This window comes from Bacteroides sp. 90-K9/2 (assembly GCF_047310725.1).
GTDB classification, from domain to species: domain Bacteria; phylum Bacteroidota; class Bacteroidia; order Bacteroidales; family Bacteroidaceae; genus Bacteroides; species Bacteroides vicugnae.
Map to the genome: position 1 here is coordinate 40,652 of NZ_JBCGVL010000006.1, position 19,040 is coordinate 59,691.

A 19,040-nucleotide genomic window follows, 5' to 3' on the forward strand; every position below is an offset into this window, starting at 1 on the left:
CAATTCCTTTACTTTAAGTTTATATTTGGTTTCTTACAGTATTAGAATCTAAAATGAGCAAATGCACGGTTAGCTTCTGCCATTCTATGCATATCTTCTTTACGTTTGTATGCACCGCCTTGTTCATTGAAGGCATCCATAATTTCAGCAGCCAACTTGTCAGCCATTGATTTACCACCTCTTTTACGAGCATACAGAATCAGGTTCTTCATTGAAATTGATTCTTTACGGTCCGGACGGATTTCGGTAGGAACTTGGAAAGTAGCACCACCTACACGGCGAGACTTTACTTCCACTTGCGGAGTTACATTATCCAAAGCCTTTTTCCAGATTTCGAGAGCAGATTTTTCTTCGTTAGGAAGTTTTACTTTCACTGTTTCCAGAGCGGCATAAAAGATTTCATAAGATGTATTTTTCTTTCCATCATACATCAAGTGGTTCACGAACTTAGAAACCTTTTGATCATTAAACACGGGATCCGGAAGGATTACGCGTTTTTTTGGTTTTGCTTTTCTCATTTGTTTGAAAAATAATGTTTTTGTTCTTGGTTGTCTACTTCTTGACTTCTTCAACTCTCCCTCCGGAGAATTTACTCAACCTTTAGCATTTCCAACAAACTAAAACGTAAGTTATTACTTTAATTTTAATTAGGTCTTAATCCTTATTTTTTCTTACCTTTAGCTGGAGCGGCAGCTTGTCCCGGTTTCGGACGCTTAGCACCATACTTAGAACGTCTCTGAGTACGACCAGCAACACCTGCTGTATCAAGTGTACCACGAACGATGTGATAACGTACACCCGGAAGGTCTTTTACACGACCGCCACGTACCAAAACGATTGAGTGTTCCTGCAAGTTGTGACCTTCTCCCGGAATGTATGAGTTCACCTCTTTTTGGTTAGTCAAACGTACACGAGCTACTTTACGCATTGCAGAGTTCGGCTTCTTCGGAGTAGTAGTATATACTCTCACGCAAACGCCACGTCTTTGAGGACATGAATCCAAGGCTGGAGATTTACTTTTCTCCACCAGCACTTCGCGTCCTTTTCTTACTAATTGCTGAATTGTAGGCATTTTAATTGTTTTTTGATTTATATTATTGTTATATTAATTTCGTAACTATACATTTTGGGCTGCAAAAATACGAATAATATTTGAATATTCAATGCGCTACAACTTTTTTTTCTTTTTTAATGTTTTTATATCATCCTCACGCTTCGCCTTTTACACCTGTCAAGGGAGGAAGAGAAGGTTCATCTGAAGTACGAATCGGCCCGAATACCCGTTCATACTTTGCTATATTGTCTTCCAGTGCCCGCAGCAGACGTTTTGCGTGTTCTGGAGCCACAATAATGCGAGATTGCACCCCAGCCTTCGGTATACCCGGCATTACGCGCACGAAGTCAAGAATGAATTCAGAACTAGAATGAGTAATAATAGCTAGATTTGCATAAGTGCCCTGCGCTACCTCTTCTCTCAATTCAATCTGTAATTGTCCGTTGTTATTTTGTTCTTCCATATTTTATATGATTAAAAAGTTATCCTGCAAAATAACACATTTTTCCTGAGACTAATAGCAATACACACAAGTAAAAAAGAAATAAAAAAAGGAGCAATTGCCCAATCTGGCAATCGCTCCTTCTCATATAGTCAATTGAATTGTATTTATTCTACTTCATTGTAGTCAAGTACTGTTTTCTTGTTAGCCAAGATACGGTCATACTCTTCCTTTGATCCAACGATGAGTTTTTCGAATTCGCGCTGACCGGTACCTGCAGGAATCAAGTGACCACAAATCACATTTTCCTTCATACCTTCCAACTTATCGACCTTACCGTTGATAGCAGCCTCATTCAAGACTTTCGTTGTTTCCTGGAAGGAAGCCGCTGACATGAAGCTTGAAGTCTGTAAAGCAGCACGTGTAATACCCTGAAGGATCTGAGTAGAGGTAGCAGCAACAGCGTCACGAACCTCAACCGGTTTCAAGTCACGACGTTTCAACATACTGTTCTCATCACGCAACTTGCGGGCAGTTACAATCTGACCTGCTTGCATATTTTGAGAATCACCAGCATCCACTACGACTTTCTTACCCCAGATACGATCATTTTCTTCCATGAATTCCAGTTTATCTACAACTTGCTGTTCGAGGAAACGAGTATCTCCCGGTTCATCAATCTGCACCTTGCGCATCATCTGACGAACAATAATCTCGAAGTGCTTATCATTGATCTTCACACCCTGCAAACGGTATACATCCTGAACTTCATTCACGATATATTCTTGTACAGCTGTAGGACCTTTAATTGCCAAGATATCTGCTGGAGTAGTAGCACCGTCAGACAACGGAGTACCTGCACGTACATAGTCATTTTCCTGTACCAGAATCTGCTTAGACAATGCAACCAGATATTTCTTAACCTCACCAGTCTTAGAAGTTACAATGATCTCACGGTTACCACGCTTGATCTTACCCATTGTTACCTCACCGTCGATTTCAGAAACGACAGCCGGATTTGACGGGTTACGAGCTTCAAACAATTCAGTAACACGAGGAAGACCACCCGTGATATCACCCGCTTTACCTACGGCACGCGGAATCTTCACGATTACTTCACCAGCTTTTACCTTCTGACCGTTCTCGATGATTACGTGACCACCTACCGGTAAGTTATAAGTACGGATCAAATCACCGTCCTCTGTCAAGATATGAGCTGTAGGAACTTTGGTTTTATCCTTGGATTCAATAATAATAATTTCACGAAGACCTGTTGCTTCATCCGATTCAACCTTATAAGTAACGTTTTCAATTACGCCCTCAAATTCGATCTTACCAGTTGCTTCTGTGATAATTACAGCGTTGAACGGGTCCCACTTAGCAATCAGCTTGCCTTTTTCTACCAAATCACCGTCACCTACATACAGTGTTGAACCATAAGGAACGTTATGAGTAGAAAGAACGATACCAGTGTTCACATCCACAAAGCGTACTTCGGCCAAACGACCCACTACCACTTTAGCAGATTCACCCATCTCATCAACGATATCTACCGTACGCAACTCTTCAAATTCAAGACGTGCATTGTTTTTAGCAACGATACTTGCATTAGCAGCAATATTCGCAGCAGTACCACCGGCGTGGAATGTACGCAATGTCAACTGTGTACCCGGCTCACCAATAGACTGAGCTGCAATTACACCGACAGCTTCTCCTCTCTGAACCATACGGCTCGTTGCCAGATTACGTCCGTAACATTTAGCACAAACACCTTTCTTCGCTTCACAAGTTAATACCGAGCGGATTTCAACACTCTCAATCGGAGAATCCTGAATCTTCTTACCAACTTCTTCAGTGATTTCTTCACCACCGGCAACAAGCAATTCCCCTGTTGTAGGATGGATTATATCATGTACGGAAACACGTCCTAAGATACGTTCATACAGAGTAGCAATAACTTCATCGTTATTCTTAAGGTCTGTACAAACCAATCCACGAAGTGTACCGCAGTCTTCTTCTGTAATAATCACATCGTGTGATACGTCCACCAGACGACGAGTCAGATAACCGGCATCGGCAGTCTTCAAAGCGGTATCCGCCAAACCTTTACGAGCACCGTGGGTAGAGATAAAGTACTCCAACACGGAAAGTCCCTCTTTAAAGTTTGACAAAATCGGGTTCTCAATGATCTGACCACCTTCAGCACCTGCTTTCTGCGGTTTTGCCATCAAACCACGCATACCTGATAACTGACGAATCTGTTCTTTAGAACCACGAGCACCAGAGTCAAGCATCATATATACAGAGTTGAATCCCTGATCATCCGAAGAAATTGTCTTCATCAGGATATTAGACAACTCCGAGTTTACATGTGTCCAGATATCGATCACCTGGTTGTAACGTTCGTTGTTGGTAATGAAACCCATGTTATAGTTGTTTACGACTTGTTCTACTTCGTCGTAACCTTTCTGTACCAACGTTTCTTTCTCTTTCGGAATGATAATATCACCCAAGTTGAATGACAAACCACCCTTGAACGCCATCTGATAACCTAAGTTCTTGATTCCATCCAGGAAGTCGGCAGCCTTAGCCACACCACATACCTTAATTACATCACTAATAATATCACGAAGAGATTTCTTAGAGATAATTGTATTGATATAACCAGCTTCAGGCGGAACGATTTCATTAACAATCACACGTCCTACCGAAGTTTCGCGCATTACGTCTACAATGTTACCATTTTCATCAACGTCTTTCACGATAACTTTCACCGGAGCATGAATATCGACCTTACCTTCATTGTAAGCGATCAACGCCTCTTCTGGTCCGTAGAACGTCAAACCTTCACCTTTCGCACCAGCACGCAACTTAGTAATATAGTACAAACCAAGAACCATATCCTGTGCAGGCACAGTTATAGGCGCACCGTTTGCCGGGTTCAAGATATTATGTGATTGAAGCATCAACATTTGTGCTTCCAGAATTGCTTCATTACTCAAAGGCAAGTGAACAGCCATCTGGTCACCGTCAAAGTCGGCGTTGAATGCCGTACATGCCAACGGGTGCAACTGGATAGCTTTACCTTCGATCATCTTAGGCTGGAAAGCCTGAATACCCAAACGGTGCAATGTCGGAGCACGGTTCAACAGTACCGGATGTCCTTTCATTACATGTTCCAGAATATCCCAGATCACCGGTTCCTTGCGGTCAACGATCTTCTTGGCAGACTTTACAGTCTTAACGATACCACGTTCGATAAGCTTACGAATAATAAACGGCTTGTACAATTCGGCAGCCATCAATTTAGGAATACCGCATTCACCCATCTTCAATTCCGGCCCCACGACGATTACCGAACGAGCAGAGTAGTCAACACGTTTACCCAGCAAGTTCTGACGGAAACGTCCTTGCTTACCTTTCAAGCTATCAGACAATGACTTCAACGGGCGGTTGGCGTCTGTCTTCACAGCACTTGACTTACGTGAGTTATCAAACAAAGAATCGACAGATTCCTGAAGCATACGTTTTTCATTACGCAAGATTACTTCCGGAGCCTTGATTTCAATCAGTCGTTTCAGACGGTTATTACGGATAATTACACGACGATAAAGGTCGTTCAAGTCAGATGTAGCAAAACGGCCACCATCCAACGGAACCAACGGACGAAGTTCGGGCGGGATAACCGGTACGATACGTACAATCATCCATTCCGGTTTGTTGCGTCCACGTGATGCACGGAACGACTCTACTACCTGAAGACGTTTCAAAGCTTCATTCTTACGTTGCTGTGAAGCATCGTTACCTGCACGGTGACGCAATTCGTAAGACAAAGCATCCAGATCCAGACGAGCCAGCAAATCATAGATAGCTTCAGCACCCATCTTTGCAACAAATTTGTTCGGATCATTATCTTCAAGATATTGATTGTCTTTTGGAAGTGTATCCAAAATATCCAGATATTCTTCTTCAGAGAGCAAATCATATTCAGCTACACCGTCTTCAGCTTTTACACCCGGCTGAATAACAACGTAACGTTCGTAGTATATAATCGAATCCAGTTTCTTCGTCGGCAGTCCGAGCAAATAACCGATTTTATTAGGGAGCGAACGGAAATACCAGATGTGAGCCACCGGCACAACCAACTGGATATGTCCCATACGTTCACGGCGTACTTTCTTTTCAGTAACTTCCACACCACAACGGTCGCAGACGATACCTTTATAACGGATACGCTTGTATTTACCGCAATGACATTCATAATCCTTGATAGGACCAAAAATGCGCTCGCAGAACAAACCATCACGTTCGGGTTTGTACGTACGGTAATTAATGGTTTCAGGCTTCAAAACTTCACCACTCGAATTCTCAAGGATTTCTTCCGGAGAAGCCAGACCAATTGAGATCTTCGAGAAATTACTTTTCGTCTTATTTTCTTTTCTAAAAGCCATACTCTATATAATTGAGATTTGATAATTGAATCATTGGAAATTGAAAAGACACGGATGTCAACAGACCGTCATCGGCTTGTTGACACCACATATTCTTTATTATTTTATTCTAGGTTGATACTCAAACCTAATCCTCTCAACTCGTGCAACAATACGTTCAAGGATTCCGGAATACCAGGTTGCGGCATCGGTTCACCTTTCACAATTGCTTCATAAGCTTTCGAACGTCCTACCACGTCATCAGACTTGATAGTAAGGATTTCCTGCAGGATATGAGCAGCACCAAAACCTTCGAGTGCCCAAACCTCCATTTCTCCGAAACGCTGACCACCGAACTGTGCTTTACCACCAAGAGGTTGCTGAGTAATCAATGAGTACGGACCGATAGAACGAGCATGCATCTTGTCTTCAACCATGTGGCCCAACTTCAACATGTAAGTCACACCCACAGTAGCTGCCTGGTCAAATTGCTCACCTGTACCACCATCACAAAGATAAGTTTTACAGTAACGAGGCAATCCTGCCTTGTCTGTCCACTGATCCAAATCTTCCATTGTAGCACCGTCAAAAATAGGAGTTGCAAATTTCACACCCAATGTTTTTCCGGCACGCCCTAATACAGCTTCGAAAATCTGACCAATGTTCATACGAGAAGGCACACCCAACGGATTCAATACGATGTCAACCGGAGTACCATCGGACAAGAACGGCATATCTTCCTGACGAACAACACGGGATACAATACCCTTGTTACCGTGGCGACCTGCCATCTTATCACCCACACCAATCTTACGCTTCTTAGCAATATATACTTTTGCCATCTGGATAATACCAGCTGGAAGTTCATCACCAATTGTAATAGCAAACTTCTTACGTTTCAATTCTGCATCCAGCTCTTTGTATTTCTTAATGAAATTCATTACCAGATCACGAATCATACCGTTAATATGATCATCACTAGTCCAGTTGCTCAATTGAATAGAAGTAAAGTCGAGTGAATCAAAATCAGAAACACTGAACTTAGAACCTTTCGCAATTACTTCCGCACCCAGATAATCCTTCACACCTTGAGAAACCTTGCCTTCAGTCAAAGTCATCAGTTTCTTAACCAGGATACGTTTCAGGTCAGCTACCTTAGCTTCAAATTCATCATCAATCTTAGGCAACAATGCTTTATCGGCCAGTTTAGAGCTACGATTCTTAATCACACGTGAGAAAAGTTTCTTATCGATCACAACACCTTTCAAAGAAGGAGAAGCTTTCAAGGAAGCATCTTTCACGTCACCTGCCTTATCACCAAAGATGGCACGAAGCAATTTTTCTTCCGGAGAAGGATCAGATTCACCCTTCGGTGTAATCTTACCAATCATTATATCACCCGGCTCGATACGAGCACCGATTCTAACGATACCATTTTCGTCGAGGTCTTTTGTAGCTTCTTCACTTACATTCGGGATATCAGAAGTCAACTCTTCCATACCACGTTTTGTTTCACGAACTTCCAGAGAATATTCTTCTACGTGAACCGAAGTCAACAAGTCTTCGCGCACCACACGTTCGTTCAATACGATAGCATCCTCATAGTTGTAACCTTTCCAAGGCATGTAAGCAACCAACAAGTTCTTACCCAATGCCAATTCACCCTTTTCTGTAGAATAACCTTCGGTCAAGATGTCACCTTTCTTCACACGCTGGCCTCTGTCACAAATCGGACGCAGGTCAATCGTCATGTTCTGGTTAGTCTTACGGAACTTAGGTATTCTATATTCTTTCAAAGCAGGTTCGAAACTTACGAACTCTTCGTCTTCTGTACGGTCATACAAAATACGGATAGTAGTAGCATCAACGTAGTCAACAACACCATCTCCTTCTGCAGTAATCTGCGTACGAGAGTCTCTTACCAACTGACGTTCGATACCTGTACCTACGATCGGTGCTTCACTTCTCAACAATGGAACCGCCTGGCGCATCATGTTTGATCCCATCAATGCACGGTTAGCATCATCATGTTCCAGGAACGGAATCAATGAGGCAGCGATTGATGCAATCTGCTGAGGAGAAACGTCCATCAAATCAACCTCTGTCGGTTCAACAACCGGGAAATCAGCATCCTGACGAGATTTAACTTTGTTACGCACAAATGTACCGTCATCATTCAACGGAGCATTTCCCTGTGCAATAACCTTTTCTTCCTCTTCTTCAGCAGTCAGATAAATCAGACCGTTATCAGAAAGATCCACTTTCCCGTTTTCGACCTTACGATACGGAGTTTCAATGAATCCCAGATCATTAATCTTAGCAAATACACACAATGAAGAAATCAAACCGATGTTCGGACCTTCAGGAGTTTCAATCGGACAAAGACGACCATAGTGTGTGTAGTGAACGTCACGAACCTCAAATCCGGCACGTTCACGGGAAAGACCACCAGGACCAAGGGCAGACATACGACGCTTGTGCGTAATTTCAGCCAAGGGGTTTGTCTGGTCCATGAACTGAGACAATGCGTTCGTTCCGAAGAATGAGTTGATTACAGAAGAGATTGTCTTCGCATTAATCAAATCAATCGGAGTGAACACTTCATTGTCACGAACGTTCATACGTTCGCGAATCGTACGAGACATACGAGCCAGACCAACAGCAAACTGATTAGAAAGCTGCTCACCTACCGTACGTACACGACGGTTACTCAAGTGGTCAATATCATCCACATCGGCTTTTGAGTTGATCAACTCAATCAGATATTTGATGATTTCAATGATATCTTCCTTCGTGAGGACACGCACGTCCATATCAGTCGTCAGATTCAACTTTTTGTTGATTCTGTAACGACCTACATCACCAAGGTCATATCGTTTTTCAGAGAAGAACAAGTTGTTGATAACCTCCCTTGCACTTGCGTCATCAGCCGGATCGGCATTACGCAACTGACGGTAGATATACAACACAGCTTCTTTTTCCGAGTTACTCGGGTCCTTCTGCAGCGTATTATATATGATAGAGAAATCGGACTGGTTCGGTTCATCTTTATGTAAAAGGATGTTCTGAACTCCCGACTCCAAAATTTCATCAATATGCACCTCTTCCAGTACGGTTTCACGGTCGATAATAACTTCGTTACGCTCAATAGAAACCACTTCACCGGTATCTTCATCAACGAAATCTTCAATCCATGTTTTCAAGACACGTGCAGCCAATTTACGACCTAGCACTTTCTTCAGATTTGTCTTGTTCACCTTTACATCTTCTGCAAGGTTGAAAATCTCAAGAATATCTTTGTCATTCTCGAAGCCAATTGCACGCAACAAAGTCGTTACCGGCAATTTCTTCTTACGGTCGATGTATGCGTACATCACATTATTGATGTCAGTAGCAAACTCAATCCACGAACCTTTAAACGGAATAATACGAGCCGAATAAAGTTTCGTACCATTGGCATGTACACTCTGACCGAAGAACACACCCGGAGAACGGTGAAGCTGTGACACAACTACGCGTTCGGCACCGTTAATGACGAAAGTAGCCTTATCAGTCATATAAGGAATCGGGCCGAGGAATACGTCCTGAATCACTGTATCAAAATCCTCATGATCGGGGTCCGTACAGTAAAGCTTAAGTTTCGCTTTTAAGGGAACACTATAAGTAAGCCCACGCTCTATACAATCATCGATGGTATAACGCGGCGGATCAATATAATAGTCCAGAAACTCAAGAACAAAATTGTTTCTTGTATCGGCAATAGGGAAGTTTTCAGCAAATACTTTATACAATCCCTCATTCTTGCGCTTTTCAGGTGGGGTATCTAATTGTAGAAAGTCTTGGAATGACTTCAATTGTACTTCCAGGAAATCCGGGTATTCGAGCGGATTCTTAGTCGAAGCAAAATTAACTCTTTGATTTACAGTATTTGAAGACATCTATTAATGAATTTGGAGAACTTAATTTGAAATATATACACAAAAAGGTTAAGAACCCTCTTGTGAAGGATTCTTAACCGAATTACCTGATTACCAGGCCAATGTTATTTAAGTTCAACTTCAGCTCCAGCTTCTTCCAATGTTTTCTTCAATGATTCTGCTTCGTCTTTAGCCAAACCTTCTTTAACTGTGCTAGGAGCACCGTCTACCAAGTCTTTAGCTTCTTTCAAACCTAGACCACAAGCTTCCTTAACGGCCTTAACTACCTGAAGTTTAGCTGCACCAGCGCTCTTCAATACTACGTCGAAAGAAGTTTTTTCTTCTGCGGCAGCAGCACCAGCTGCAGGACCAGCAGCAACAGCTACAGCTGCAGCAGCAGGTTCAATACCATATTCTTCTTTAAGGATAGTTGCAAGTTCATTAACTTCTTTTACTGTCAAGTTAACTAATTGTTCTGCAAAAGCTTTCAAATCTGCCATTTTTTGTATGATTTTAATTGTTTAAATACTTTGTTGATTTTTGAAAATTATTCGGGATGTTATTCCCAAGGCTATAACACCTTTTTCCATTTTTACGCTTCGGTACGTTCACCAAGAGTCTTGAGAACTCCGTGTAGGGTGTTACCACCTGATTGAAGAGCAGAAATAACATTCTTGGCCGGAGATTGCAGCAAGGCAACGATATCGGCGATAACTTCATTCTTACTCTTGATTGAAACGAGAGCATCCAATTGGTCAGCACCAATGTAGAAGCTTTCCTCTGCATATGCAGCTTTCAGTCCGGGAATACCGTCTTTTGCTTTGTCTTTGATCAGCTTAGCAGGAACGTTTGCAGTATTGCTAAACATAACAGCAGTAGTACCTTTCAAAGAACCGTAAAGAGGTGAAAAGTCTTCTTCCAAACTTTCGAGTGCCTTGTGAAGCAGAGTGTTTTTAACCACCATCAATTTGATGTCTGATTTAAAGCAATCTCTTCTCAATGCGCTGGTAGCGGCAGCATCCATAGCTGTAACGTCCACCAAGTAGAAGTGACCATATTCCTTTACTGTAGCAGCAATTTGCTCTATAATCGTACTTTTATCTTCCTTTCTCATTATTTCTCTGTTTTATTAGATTTCATCCACTGATTTCGGGTCGATCTTAATACCCGCACTCATTGTACTAGAAAGATAAATACTCTTAATATATGTACCCTTTGCTGCGGTCGGTTTCAGTTTGTTCAGAGTAGAGATGAACTCTTTCGCATTGTCGCGAATCTGATCAGGACTGAATGATACCTTACCGATAGAAGTGTGAACAATACCGCTCTTATCAACCTTAAAGTCAATTTTACCTTGTTTTACTTCTTTTACAGCCTTAGCAACATCCATAGTTACAGTACCACTCTTAGGGTTCGGCATCAATCCACGAGGACCGAGTACACGACCGAGTGCACCAATTTTACCCATGATAGATGGCATAGTGATGATTACATCAATATCAGTCCATCCACCTTTGATCTTTTCAATATATTCGTCAAGACCAACATAGTCAGCACCTGCTTCTTTTGCAGCAGCTTCAGCATCCGGTGTACAAAGTACCAACACACGCACTTCTTTACCAGTACCATGAGGAAGTGAAACAACACCTCTCACCATCTGGTTAGCTTTACGCGGGTCAACCCCTAAACGTACATCAATATCCAGTGAAGCATCGAATTTGGAAAAAGTGATTTCTTTTACCAAAGATGCAGCTTCTTTCAGTGAGTATGCTTTCCCTGCTTCAATCTTTTCTGCAGCTAACTTTTGATTTTTTGTCAGTTTACCCATTACAATTGAAGTTTATTAGTTATTAACCGGGAACTCCCCTTTTACAGCGATACCCATACTTCTAGCTGTACCTGCAACCATTCTCATGGCAGCTTCCACAGTAAAACAGTTCAAGTCAACCATTTTGTCCTGAGCAATCGTACGAATCTGTTCCCAAGTAAGCTCGGCAACTTTCTTACGGTTAGGCTCAGCAGAACCACTCTTTACCTTAGCTACTTCAAGTAATTGAATAGCAACGGGAGGAGTCTTGATTACAAAATCGAAAGACTTATCTGCGTAGTAAGTAATGATAACAGGTAAAATTTTACCTGCTTTGTCTTGGGTTCTGGCATTGAATTGCTTGCAAAATTCCATGATATTGATACCCTTAGAACCCAAAGCAGGTCCAACGGGAGGTGATGGATTTGCAGCGCCTCCTTTAATCTGTAACTTGATTAGTCCAGCAACTTCTTTAGCCATTTTTTTATTGATTTATATATAAACATTAAACGAAGAACAACAACAGCGTAACAATTCCGTGTTATTCCTTTTCCACTTGCATAAAGCCCAATTCAAGCGGTGTTTTGCGCCCGAATATCTTTACCATGACCTTTAGTTTCTTTTTTTCACTATTCACTTCTTCAATGATGCCACTGAATCCGCTAAAAGGTCCAAAAGTAACTTTTACAGTTTCACCCACTACGTACGGAATATTGAGTTCTTCACCCGTTTCCTGCAGTTCGTCCACTGTACCAAGTATACGATTCACTTCTGATTGTCTGAGAGGCACCGGTTTCTCGGAGCCACCTAAAAAGCCTATCACATTCGGAGTGTTGCGCAAGTGATGAGCGACCTCACCAACCAAAGCAGCCTCCACCAAAACGTAACCAGGAAGATAACTTCTTTCCTTCACAATTTTTTTGCCATTGCGAACCTGGTAAACTTTTTCAGTAGGAATCAATACCTGAGATACATATTCACCAAGGTCGCTGTTCTTAAGATCAGCTTCAAGATATTCCTTTACCTTAGCTTCTTTTCCACTAATAGCACGCAGAACGTACCATTTCTTTTCAATCTCAGCCATTTTCAATTCCTATTTTTTTAATGTGGATAAACGATTTTTTCCATGAAGTTCTGGAAACAGACATCCATACCCCATACTACCAATGCAATAAGCAGGGAAGCATATAAAACAACTACTGCACTGTTAGCAAGTTCAGAATACGTAGGCCACGATACTTTATGTACAAGTTCGTCGTAAGATTCTTTAATATAAGCTATTACCTTTTTCATTTCAATAATATTAGCACGGGAGGAGAGGCTCGAACTCCCGACACCCGGTTTTGGAGACCGGTGCTCTACCAACTGAGCTACTCCCGTGTGTACATAATCAGTTCCCGATGAAAAACCGGGAACTGATTAATTATTGTGTATTAGTCGATAATTTCAGTAATCTGACCAGCACCTACCGTACGTCCACCTTCGCGGATAGCGAAACGAAGACCCGGGTTCAATGCTACTGGGTAGATCAACTCAACTGTAATAGTTACGTTATCACCCGGCATTACCATTTCTGTTCCTTCCGGCAAAGTGATTTCACCTGTACAGTCCATAGTACGCAAGTAGAACTGAGGACGATATTTGTTGTGGAACGGAGTGTGACGACCACCTTCTTCTTTCTTCAGGATATAAACCTCAGCTTTGAATTTAGAGTGCGGTTTAATCTGACCCGGTTTACAAAGAACCATACCACGTTTGATTTCGTTCTTGTCAACACCACGAAGCAAAAGACCCACGTTATCACCAGCTTCACCTTGATCCAACAGTTTACGGAACATTTCAACACCAGTTACAACTGATTTCTTATCTTCACCTAAACCAAGGATTTCAATTTCATCACCAACGTGAATAATACCTGTTTCGATACGTCCTGTTGCTACAGTACCACGACCTGTGATAGAGAATACGTCTTCAACCGGCATCAAGAATGGTTTATCAACATCGCGCGGAGGCAGTGGAATCCAAGTATCAACAGCATCCATCAGCTCCATAACTTTGTCTTCCCATTTTTCAACACCGTTCAATGCGCCAAGAGCAGAACCACGGATGATAGGAGTATTGTCACCGTCGAAATCATAGAATGAAAGAAGTTCTCTCATTTCCATTTCAACGAGTTCCAACATTTCTTCGTCGTCTACCATATCGCATTTGTTCAAGAATACAACCAGACGAGGTACGTTTACCTGACGAGCCAACAGAATGTGTTCGCGAGTTTGAGGCATCGGACCATCAGTTGCAGCACAAACGATGATAGCACCGTCCATCTGAGCAGCACCAGTTACCATGTTCTTTACGTAGTCGGCGTGACCCGGGCAGTCTACGTGTGCATAGTGACGGTTAGCTGTTTGATATTCAACGTGAGAAGTATTGATAGTAATACCTCTTTCTTTTTCTTCAGGAGCGTTGTCGATAGAATCGAAAGAACGCAATTCTGAAAGACCTTTTTTTGCCAACACTGTAGTGATAGCAGCTGTCAACGTTGTCTTACCGTGGTCTACGTGACCGATTGTACCAATGTTCACATGCGGTTTGGTACGTTCAAATTTCTCTTTAGCCATAGCTTTACTTGTTATTTATTTGATTAATAATCAGCATTTACATCCTTTATGAGCTGTTACCGGGATTTGAACCCGGGACCTCTTCCTTACCAAGGAAGTGCTCTACCACTGAGCTATAACAGCAAGAAAAGAGAGCGGAAGACGGGGCTCAAACCCGCGACCCTCAGCTTGGAAGGCTAATGCTCTATCAACTGAGCTACTTCCGCATTCTTGCCAAAGTTGTCACTCTGATTGTGGGCAAAGATGGATTCGAACCACCGAAGGCGTAAGCCAGCAGATTTACAGTCTGCCCCATTTGGCCACTCTGGTATTTGCCCTTTTCAAAATCAAGAAATAAAAGAACTCTTTTCAAACAATATGATAAAGACAGATGTTCTTTCTTTGTTCTTCAGTTTCTTTTTGAGCCTCTTGTCGGATTCGAACCAACGACCCCGAGATTACAAATCACGTGCTCTGGCCAACTGAGCTAAAGAGGCAAACTTACTAAAAAATGCAACCGTCACGTTCTAACGCGAGCGAAACGGCTGCAAATTTAGTTATTTATTTCTTTCCCGCAAAATATTTGGGATTTTTTTATTTGCTACGTTGCTTTTCCTTGTATTTAACCAGCTGTTTTCCGAGCGCTTCCACATCTAAATCAATTGCCTCTTCAAATGTATCACACACTTTGCTTGCATAAAACTCTCCATTAGGGATTAATATTTTAATGCCTGCTTCTTTATTTTCAGCAACTTCTGGTTTTACTACCTTTAATGACACCTCTACTTTCTTTATATCTTCGTAATATTTTTCCAACTTAGACACTTTCTTCTGAATAAATGCCTGCAATTGCTCTGACGCATCAAAGTGAATTGATTGAATTCTAACATCCATACTTACCTCCTTTTTTTAAGCTCTTGGATGAGCTTGTTTATACACTTTTTTAAGTTCTTCAAATGTGGCATGCGTATATATCTCGGTAGTCGTAATGCTCTCGTGACCTAAAAGTTCTTTTACCGCGCCCAACTCCGCTTCATTATTCAGCATTGTGGTAGCGAAAGTATGCCTCAACACGTGAGGACTCCTTTTCTTCAGCGTTGCCACCTTTGACAGGTTCCGTTTCACTAAATTATAGACCAGATTCTTATAAAGCCGTTCGCCATTCTCTCTAATAAAGAAAGCCTCCGACCTTTCCGGAATCGTTTCGTTTCTTACATTAATATATTCAAGCATCAACTCCCGCAGTTCATCACCGAACGGTATCAGTCGTTGCTTATTTCTTTTCCCGGTCACTTTCAGAAGAGAAGCCGAAAAATCCACATCCTTATCATCCAAACCTATTAATTCCGAAAGTCTCATGCCAGTAGCATAAAACACTTCAATCACCAACCGGTCCCGACAACCTTTAAATCCTTCGCCAAAATCCGTATCATCCAACAACCGATTCATTTCGTTCTCTTTTAAGAACACAGGCAACGGCTTTTTGTTTTTAGGTCCTTTTATTTTACGCAAAGGATCTATAATCGTTTCTCCCTGCCTTATGAGATACTTGTAAAACGTTCGGAGCGAACTTAGCTTACGATTTACAGAAGTTGAGGTATACCCTTTATCCATCAATGAAACAATCCATTCACGAATCAGTTCCGCCTCGACCTCTAACGGATTAAACTTTCCATACTCTTCCTGAGCAAACTCCTGCAGTTGCTTTATATCTTCACCATACGCAAGAACGGTTTTTTCAGAATAGTTCCGCTCATACTGGAGATAATCAAGAAAAGATTCTATCAACATAATATCGCTACATCTAAAATCGTGCAACGAATGTATGAAAAGAATTCAATAATTCAAAGGAAATTACGAATTATTAATCTTCTACTTGCTGAAGTTGTTGTACGTAAACTGCGCGTTCTTTCTTAAGTCTTTTAGTTACAGACGGTTTATCAAACTGCTGTCTGCTTCTCAATTCTTTTACGATGCCAGTTTTCTCAAATTTTCTTTTGAACTTCTTCAGCGCTTTTTCAATGTTTTCGCCTTCTTTTACAGGTACTACAATCATTTTGTTACTATTAATATGTTATGATTAAAAAAATTCCGCAGTCAAATTGCGCCGCAAAATTACACATACTTTCTTTATTCACAAAACTTTCGGCAAATATTTCTCAAAAACTATTCATAAACAAGTCATTAAATGCAGAAAGTTAGTACCTTTGAAACACTTACATGTCTATAATAATATAATAAGGTATGAAACAGAACATAAAAGAACGAGTGCATGCTTTGCGCATGACCTTCCATCCCAATTACATCAAAGCATTCATTATCCCCAGCACCGACCCTCATCTTAGTGAGTATGTGGCTCCCCACTGGATGTCACGCGAATGGATTTCCGGTTTCACAGGTTCCGCAGGAACAGCGGTCATCCTGATGGACAAAGCGGGATTATGGACCGACTCACGTTACTTCCTTCAGGCAGAGAAAGAGCTGGAAGGCAGCGGCATCACACTCTACAAAGAGATGTTGCCGGAAACTCCAAGCATAACAGAGTTTCTCTGCCAGCACTTAAAACCCGGAGAATCTGTAAGCATTGACGGGAAAATGTTCTCCGTGCAACAGGTAGAACAAATGAAAGAAGAACTAGCGGTACATCAGTTACAGGTAGATATATTTGGAGATCCATTAAAAAACATCTGGAAAGACCGTCCCTCCATCCCTGACTCTCCAGCTTTTATTTATGATATCAAATATGCAGGAAAAAGCTGCGAAGAAAAAATATCCGCCATCCGTTCGGAGTTGAAGAAGAAAGGCGTCTATGCTTTATTCATATCTGCACTGGACGAAATAGCATGGACTCTCAATCTACGAGGAAACGACGTACATTGCAATCCAGTCATAGTGAGCTACCTGTTAATTACACAGGATGAGGTGACTTACTTTGTTTCTCCGGAAAAAGTGACGCCGGAGGTCGAGACTTATCTAAAAAAACAACAAATAGGAATACAGAAATATGATGAGGTAGAGACATTCCTGAATTCTTTCTCCGGAGAAAATATTCTTATTGATCCACGGAAAACGAATTATGCGATTTACTCGGCCATCCATCCGAAATGTTCCATTATTCGCGGCGAGTCTCCCGTCACATTATTGAAAGCCATTCGTAATGAGCAGGAAATAGCCGGCATCCATGCTGCCATGCAACGGGATGGAGTGGCACTTGTCAGATTTCTCAAGTGGCTGGAAGAATCTGTATCCACCGGAAAAGAAACTGAATTAAGTATAGATAAAAAGCTGCATGAGTTCAGAGCAGCACAGCCTCTCTACATGGGAGAAAGCTTCGACACCATTGCAGGATATAAAGAGCATGGAGCAATCGTGCATTATTCGGCAACGCCGGAAAGCGATGTCCCCCTTCAGCCTAAAGGGTTCCTACTCTTAGATTCAGGGGCACAATACTTGGACGGAACCACTGACATCACTCGTACCATCGCATTAGGCGAACTGACGGAAGAGGAAAAGACGGATTATACCTTAATATTAAAGGGACACATAGCATTGGCTATGGCCAAATTCCCAGCCGGAACCCGTGGTGCGCAACTCGATGTACTGGCGCGTATGCCTATCTGGAACCACAGAATGAACTTTCTCCATGGCACAGGGCACGGCGTCGGGCATTTCTTGAGTGTACATGAAGGTCCACAAAGCATTCGTATGAATGAGAACCCTGTAATTCTCCAACCCGGTATGGTTACATCCAACGAACCTGGTGTTTATAAGGCAGGCAGTCACGGGATACGTACGGAGAATCTGACGTTAGTCTGCAAAGATGGAGAAGGAATGTTTGGAGAATATCTTAAATTTGAGACTATCACTTTATGTCCTATCTGCAAAAAGGGGATCATCAAGGAGATGTTGACAAAGGAGGAAATCGAATGGCTGAATAATTACCATCAGACTGTTTACGAAAAGCTATCTCCAGATCTTAACGAGGAAGAAAAAGTCTGGTTACAGGAAGCTACCACTTCTATTTAAGAAATAAGATGTCTGACACCCGGGTGTCAGCATACCCAACACCCGGATGTCAAGCTTACCAAGACCCGGGTGTCAGGACGACCGACACCCGGGTGTCGGACAACATAACATAGTATCAACTAAAAAACATTATTAAATCAAACAAATCTCATGGCTTTAATAAAATCAGTACGCGGATTCACCCCCGAAATCGGAGAAAACTGTTTTCTCGCAGATAACGCAACTATTATAGGAGATGTAAAAATAGGAAATGATTGTAGCATCTGGTTTAGTACCGTATTAAGAGGAGATGTCAACTCTATACGAATCGGCAATGGCGTTAACATCCAAGACGGAAGTGTCTTGCATACATTATACCAGAAATCGACTATTGAAATAGGCGACCATGTATCTGTAGGACACAATGTCACGATCCATGGGGCAACCATCAAAGACTATGCTCTAGTTGGAATGGGATCAACCATCCTGGACCATGCCGTAGTAGGAGAAGGTGCAATTGTTGCCGCCGGTTCATTGGTATTAAGCAATACCATTATTGAACCCGGAAGCATCTGGGGAGGAGTACCTGCCAAGTTTATCAAAAACGTAGACCCTGAGCAAGCCAAAGAGCTTAATCAGAAAATCGCTCACAACTATCTGATGTATTCTCAATGGTATAAGTAGAAGATAAACATCAGATAACTAAACAGATATAAGATGAGAGATACATTTCAAAACAAGTATCTCTCATCTTTTTATCCACCTAATAACATTCATATAATTATTTC

17 protein-coding genes and 5 tRNA genes are annotated in these 19,040 nt (G+C 41.8%); 2 read left to right on the forward strand and 20 right to left on the reverse strand.

Going from position 1 to position 19,040, the window contains the following annotated elements; all coding sequences use genetic code 11:
- Nucleotides 1-41: 41 nt before the first annotated feature.
- The 20 genes from rpsG to rpsU all read right to left on the reverse strand — a co-directional run bounded on the left by rpsG (nt 42) and on the right by rpsU (nt 16,303).
- Nucleotides 42-518, reverse strand: coding sequence for a 30S ribosomal protein S7 (gene rpsG, locus AAHJ11_RS14695; RefSeq protein WP_148365523.1), 477 nt, complete (start codon nt 516-518; stop codon nt 42-44).
- Nucleotides 519-661: 143 nt separating this feature from the next.
- Nucleotides 662-1,072 carry a 30S ribosomal protein S12 gene (gene rpsL / locus AAHJ11_RS14700; protein WP_002558078.1) on the reverse strand — a complete coding sequence of 137 codons (411 nt, stop codon included), beginning with the start codon at nt 1,070-1,072 and terminating at the stop codon, nt 662-664.
- Between the two features lie 136 nt (nt 1,073-1,208).
- Complete coding sequence (locus AAHJ11_RS14705) at nt 1,209-1,517, reverse strand: DUF3467 domain-containing protein (protein ID WP_148365524.1); 309 nt, start codon at nt 1,515-1,517, stop codon at nt 1,209-1,211.
- Nucleotides 1,518-1,663: 146 nt separating this feature from the next.
- Nucleotides 1,664-5,947 carry a DNA-directed RNA polymerase subunit beta' gene (rpoC, locus tag AAHJ11_RS14710; RefSeq protein WP_148365525.1) on the reverse strand — a complete coding sequence of 1,428 codons (4,284 nt, stop codon included), beginning with the start codon at nt 5,945-5,947 and terminating at the stop codon, nt 1,664-1,666.
- Nucleotides 5,948-6,051: 104 nt separating this feature from the next.
- On the reverse strand, nt 6,052-9,864 hold the full coding sequence (gene rpoB / locus AAHJ11_RS14715) for a DNA-directed RNA polymerase subunit beta (RefSeq protein ID WP_099145749.1): 3,813 nt from the start codon (nt 9,862-9,864) through the stop codon (nt 6,052-6,054).
- A 104-nt stretch (nt 9,865-9,968) separates the two neighbouring features.
- Nucleotides 9,969-10,343, reverse strand: coding sequence for a 50S ribosomal protein L7/L12 (gene rplL / locus AAHJ11_RS14720; protein WP_004296358.1), 375 nt, complete (start codon nt 10,341-10,343; stop codon nt 9,969-9,971).
- A gap of 92 nt (nt 10,344-10,435) precedes the next feature.
- Complete coding sequence (gene rplJ, locus AAHJ11_RS14725) at nt 10,436-10,957, reverse strand: 50S ribosomal protein L10 (RefSeq protein ID WP_099145748.1); 522 nt, start codon at nt 10,955-10,957, stop codon at nt 10,436-10,438.
- Nucleotides 10,958-10,972: 15 nt separating this feature from the next.
- Entirely contained in the window at nt 10,973-11,671 is a 699-nt protein-coding gene (rplA, locus tag AAHJ11_RS14730) for a 50S ribosomal protein L1 (protein WP_004296360.1), read from the reverse strand.
- Nucleotides 11,672-11,686: 15 nt separating this feature from the next.
- Nucleotides 11,687-12,130 carry a 50S ribosomal protein L11 gene (gene rplK / locus AAHJ11_RS14735; RefSeq protein ID WP_004307548.1) on the reverse strand — a complete coding sequence of 148 codons (444 nt, stop codon included), beginning with the start codon at nt 12,128-12,130 and terminating at the stop codon, nt 11,687-11,689.
- Nucleotides 12,131-12,191: 61 nt separating this feature from the next.
- Nucleotides 12,192-12,734, reverse strand: coding sequence for a transcription termination/antitermination protein NusG (gene nusG, locus AAHJ11_RS14740; protein WP_004296362.1), 543 nt, complete (start codon nt 12,732-12,734; stop codon nt 12,192-12,194).
- A gap of 17 nt (nt 12,735-12,751) precedes the next feature.
- Nucleotides 12,752-12,943, reverse strand: coding sequence for a preprotein translocase subunit SecE (gene secE / locus AAHJ11_RS14745; protein WP_004296363.1), 192 nt, complete (start codon nt 12,941-12,943; stop codon nt 12,752-12,754).
- A 14-nt stretch (nt 12,944-12,957) separates the two neighbouring features.
- Nucleotides 12,958-13,030: transfer RNA gene (locus AAHJ11_RS14750), tRNA-Trp, on the reverse strand.
- 53 nt (nt 13,031-13,083) lie between these two features.
- The gene (tuf, locus tag AAHJ11_RS14755) at nt 13,084-14,268 is read right to left on the reverse strand and encodes an elongation factor Tu (RefSeq protein ID WP_008997824.1); all 1,185 of its coding nucleotides are present in this window, start codon (nt 14,266-14,268) and stop codon (nt 13,084-13,086) included.
- A 51-nt stretch (nt 14,269-14,319) separates the two neighbouring features.
- Nucleotides 14,320-14,391, reverse strand: a tRNA-Thr gene (locus AAHJ11_RS14760).
- Nucleotides 14,392-14,401: 10 nt separating this feature from the next.
- Nucleotides 14,402-14,474 (reverse strand) — tRNA-Gly (locus tag AAHJ11_RS14765).
- Nucleotides 14,475-14,502: 28 nt separating this feature from the next.
- A tRNA-Tyr gene (locus AAHJ11_RS14770) sits at nt 14,503-14,585 on the reverse strand.
- An 85-nt stretch (nt 14,586-14,670) separates the two neighbouring features.
- Nucleotides 14,671-14,744: transfer RNA gene (locus AAHJ11_RS14775), tRNA-Thr, on the reverse strand.
- Between the two features lie 97 nt (nt 14,745-14,841).
- Nucleotides 14,842-15,141, reverse strand: a complete 300-nt coding sequence (gene hpf, locus AAHJ11_RS14780) for a ribosome hibernation-promoting factor, HPF/YfiA family (protein WP_004310895.1) — start codon at nt 15,139-15,141, stop codon at nt 14,842-14,844.
- Between the two features lie 15 nt (nt 15,142-15,156).
- A complete protein-coding gene (gene xerC, locus AAHJ11_RS14785; protein WP_413579723.1) occupies nt 15,157-16,038 on the reverse strand; it encodes a tyrosine recombinase XerC in 882 nt (293 codons plus the stop codon).
- Between the two features lie 73 nt (nt 16,039-16,111).
- Nucleotides 16,112-16,303: a 30S ribosomal protein S21 gene (gene rpsU / locus AAHJ11_RS14790; protein ID WP_002558090.1), complete on the reverse strand. Its 192-nt coding sequence runs from the start codon at nt 16,301-16,303 to the stop codon at nt 16,112-16,114.
- 188 nt (nt 16,304-16,491) lie between these two features.
- Here rpsU and AAHJ11_RS14795 point away from each other — a divergent pair, with 188 nt between their 5' ends.
- Together AAHJ11_RS14795 and AAHJ11_RS14800 are read left to right on the forward strand one after the other, a co-directional pair.
- Entirely contained in the window at nt 16,492-18,273 is a 1,782-nt protein-coding gene (locus AAHJ11_RS14795) for an aminopeptidase P family protein (protein WP_413579725.1), read from the forward strand.
- Nucleotides 18,274-18,423: 150 nt separating this feature from the next.
- The gene (locus AAHJ11_RS14800) at nt 18,424-18,936 is read left to right on the forward strand and encodes a gamma carbonic anhydrase family protein (protein WP_008997822.1); all 513 of its coding nucleotides are present in this window, start codon (nt 18,424-18,426) and stop codon (nt 18,934-18,936) included.
- The last annotated feature ends 104 nt before the right edge of the window (nt 18,937-19,040 follow it).

Excerpts from the sequence above, each read along its gene's own strand:
- nusG (WP_004296362.1), bottom strand. The coding sequence starts at position 12,734 with ATGGCTGAGATTGAAAAGAAATGGTACGTTCTGCGTGCTATTAGTGGA.
- rpoC (WP_148365525.1), bottom strand. The coding sequence starts at position 5,947 with ATGGCTTTTAGAAAAGAAAATAAGACGAAAAGTAATTTCTCGAAGATC.
- tuf (WP_008997824.1), bottom strand. The coding sequence starts at position 14,268 with ATGGCTAAAGAGAAATTTGAACGTACCAAACCGCATGTGAACATTGGT.
- rpsL (WP_002558078.1), bottom strand. The coding sequence starts at position 1,072 with ATGCCTACAATTCAGCAATTAGTAAGAAAAGGACGCGAAGTGCTGGTG.
- AAHJ11_RS14795 (WP_413579725.1), top strand. The coding sequence starts at position 16,492 with ATGAAACAGAACATAAAAGAACGAGTGCATGCTTTGCGCATGACCTTC.
- AAHJ11_RS14800 (WP_008997822.1), top strand. The coding sequence starts at position 18,424 with ATGGCTTTAATAAAATCAGTACGCGGATTCACCCCCGAAATCGGAGAA.
- AAHJ11_RS14705 (WP_148365524.1), bottom strand. The coding sequence starts at position 1,517 with ATGGAAGAACAAAATAACAACGGACAATTACAGATTGAATTGAGAGAA.
- hpf (WP_004310895.1), bottom strand. The coding sequence starts at position 15,141 with ATGGATGTTAGAATTCAATCAATTCACTTTGATGCGTCAGAGCAATTG.
- rplK (WP_004307548.1), bottom strand. The coding sequence starts at position 12,130 with ATGGCTAAAGAAGTTGCTGGACTAATCAAGTTACAGATTAAAGGAGGC.
- rplA (WP_004296360.1), bottom strand. The coding sequence starts at position 11,671 with ATGGGTAAACTGACAAAAAATCAAAAGTTAGCTGCAGAAAAGATTGAA.
- secE (WP_004296363.1), bottom strand. The coding sequence starts at position 12,943 with ATGAAAAAGGTAATAGCTTATATTAAAGAATCTTACGACGAACTTGTA.
- xerC (WP_413579723.1), bottom strand. The coding sequence starts at position 16,038 with ATGTTGATAGAATCTTTTCTTGATTATCTCCAGTATGAGCGGAACTAT.
- rplL (WP_004296358.1), bottom strand. The coding sequence starts at position 10,343 with ATGGCAGATTTGAAAGCTTTTGCAGAACAATTAGTTAACTTGACAGTA.
- rplJ (WP_099145748.1), bottom strand. The coding sequence starts at position 10,957 with ATGAGAAAGGAAGATAAAAGTACGATTATAGAGCAAATTGCTGCTACA.
- rpoB (WP_099145749.1), bottom strand. The coding sequence starts at position 9,864 with ATGTCTTCAAATACTGTAAATCAAAGAGTTAATTTTGCTTCGACTAAG.
- rpsU (WP_002558090.1), bottom strand. The coding sequence starts at position 16,303 with ATGATTGTAGTACCTGTAAAAGAAGGCGAAAACATTGAAAAAGCGCTG.
- rpsG (WP_148365523.1), bottom strand. The coding sequence starts at position 518 with ATGAGAAAAGCAAAACCAAAAAAACGCGTAATCCTTCCGGATCCCGTG.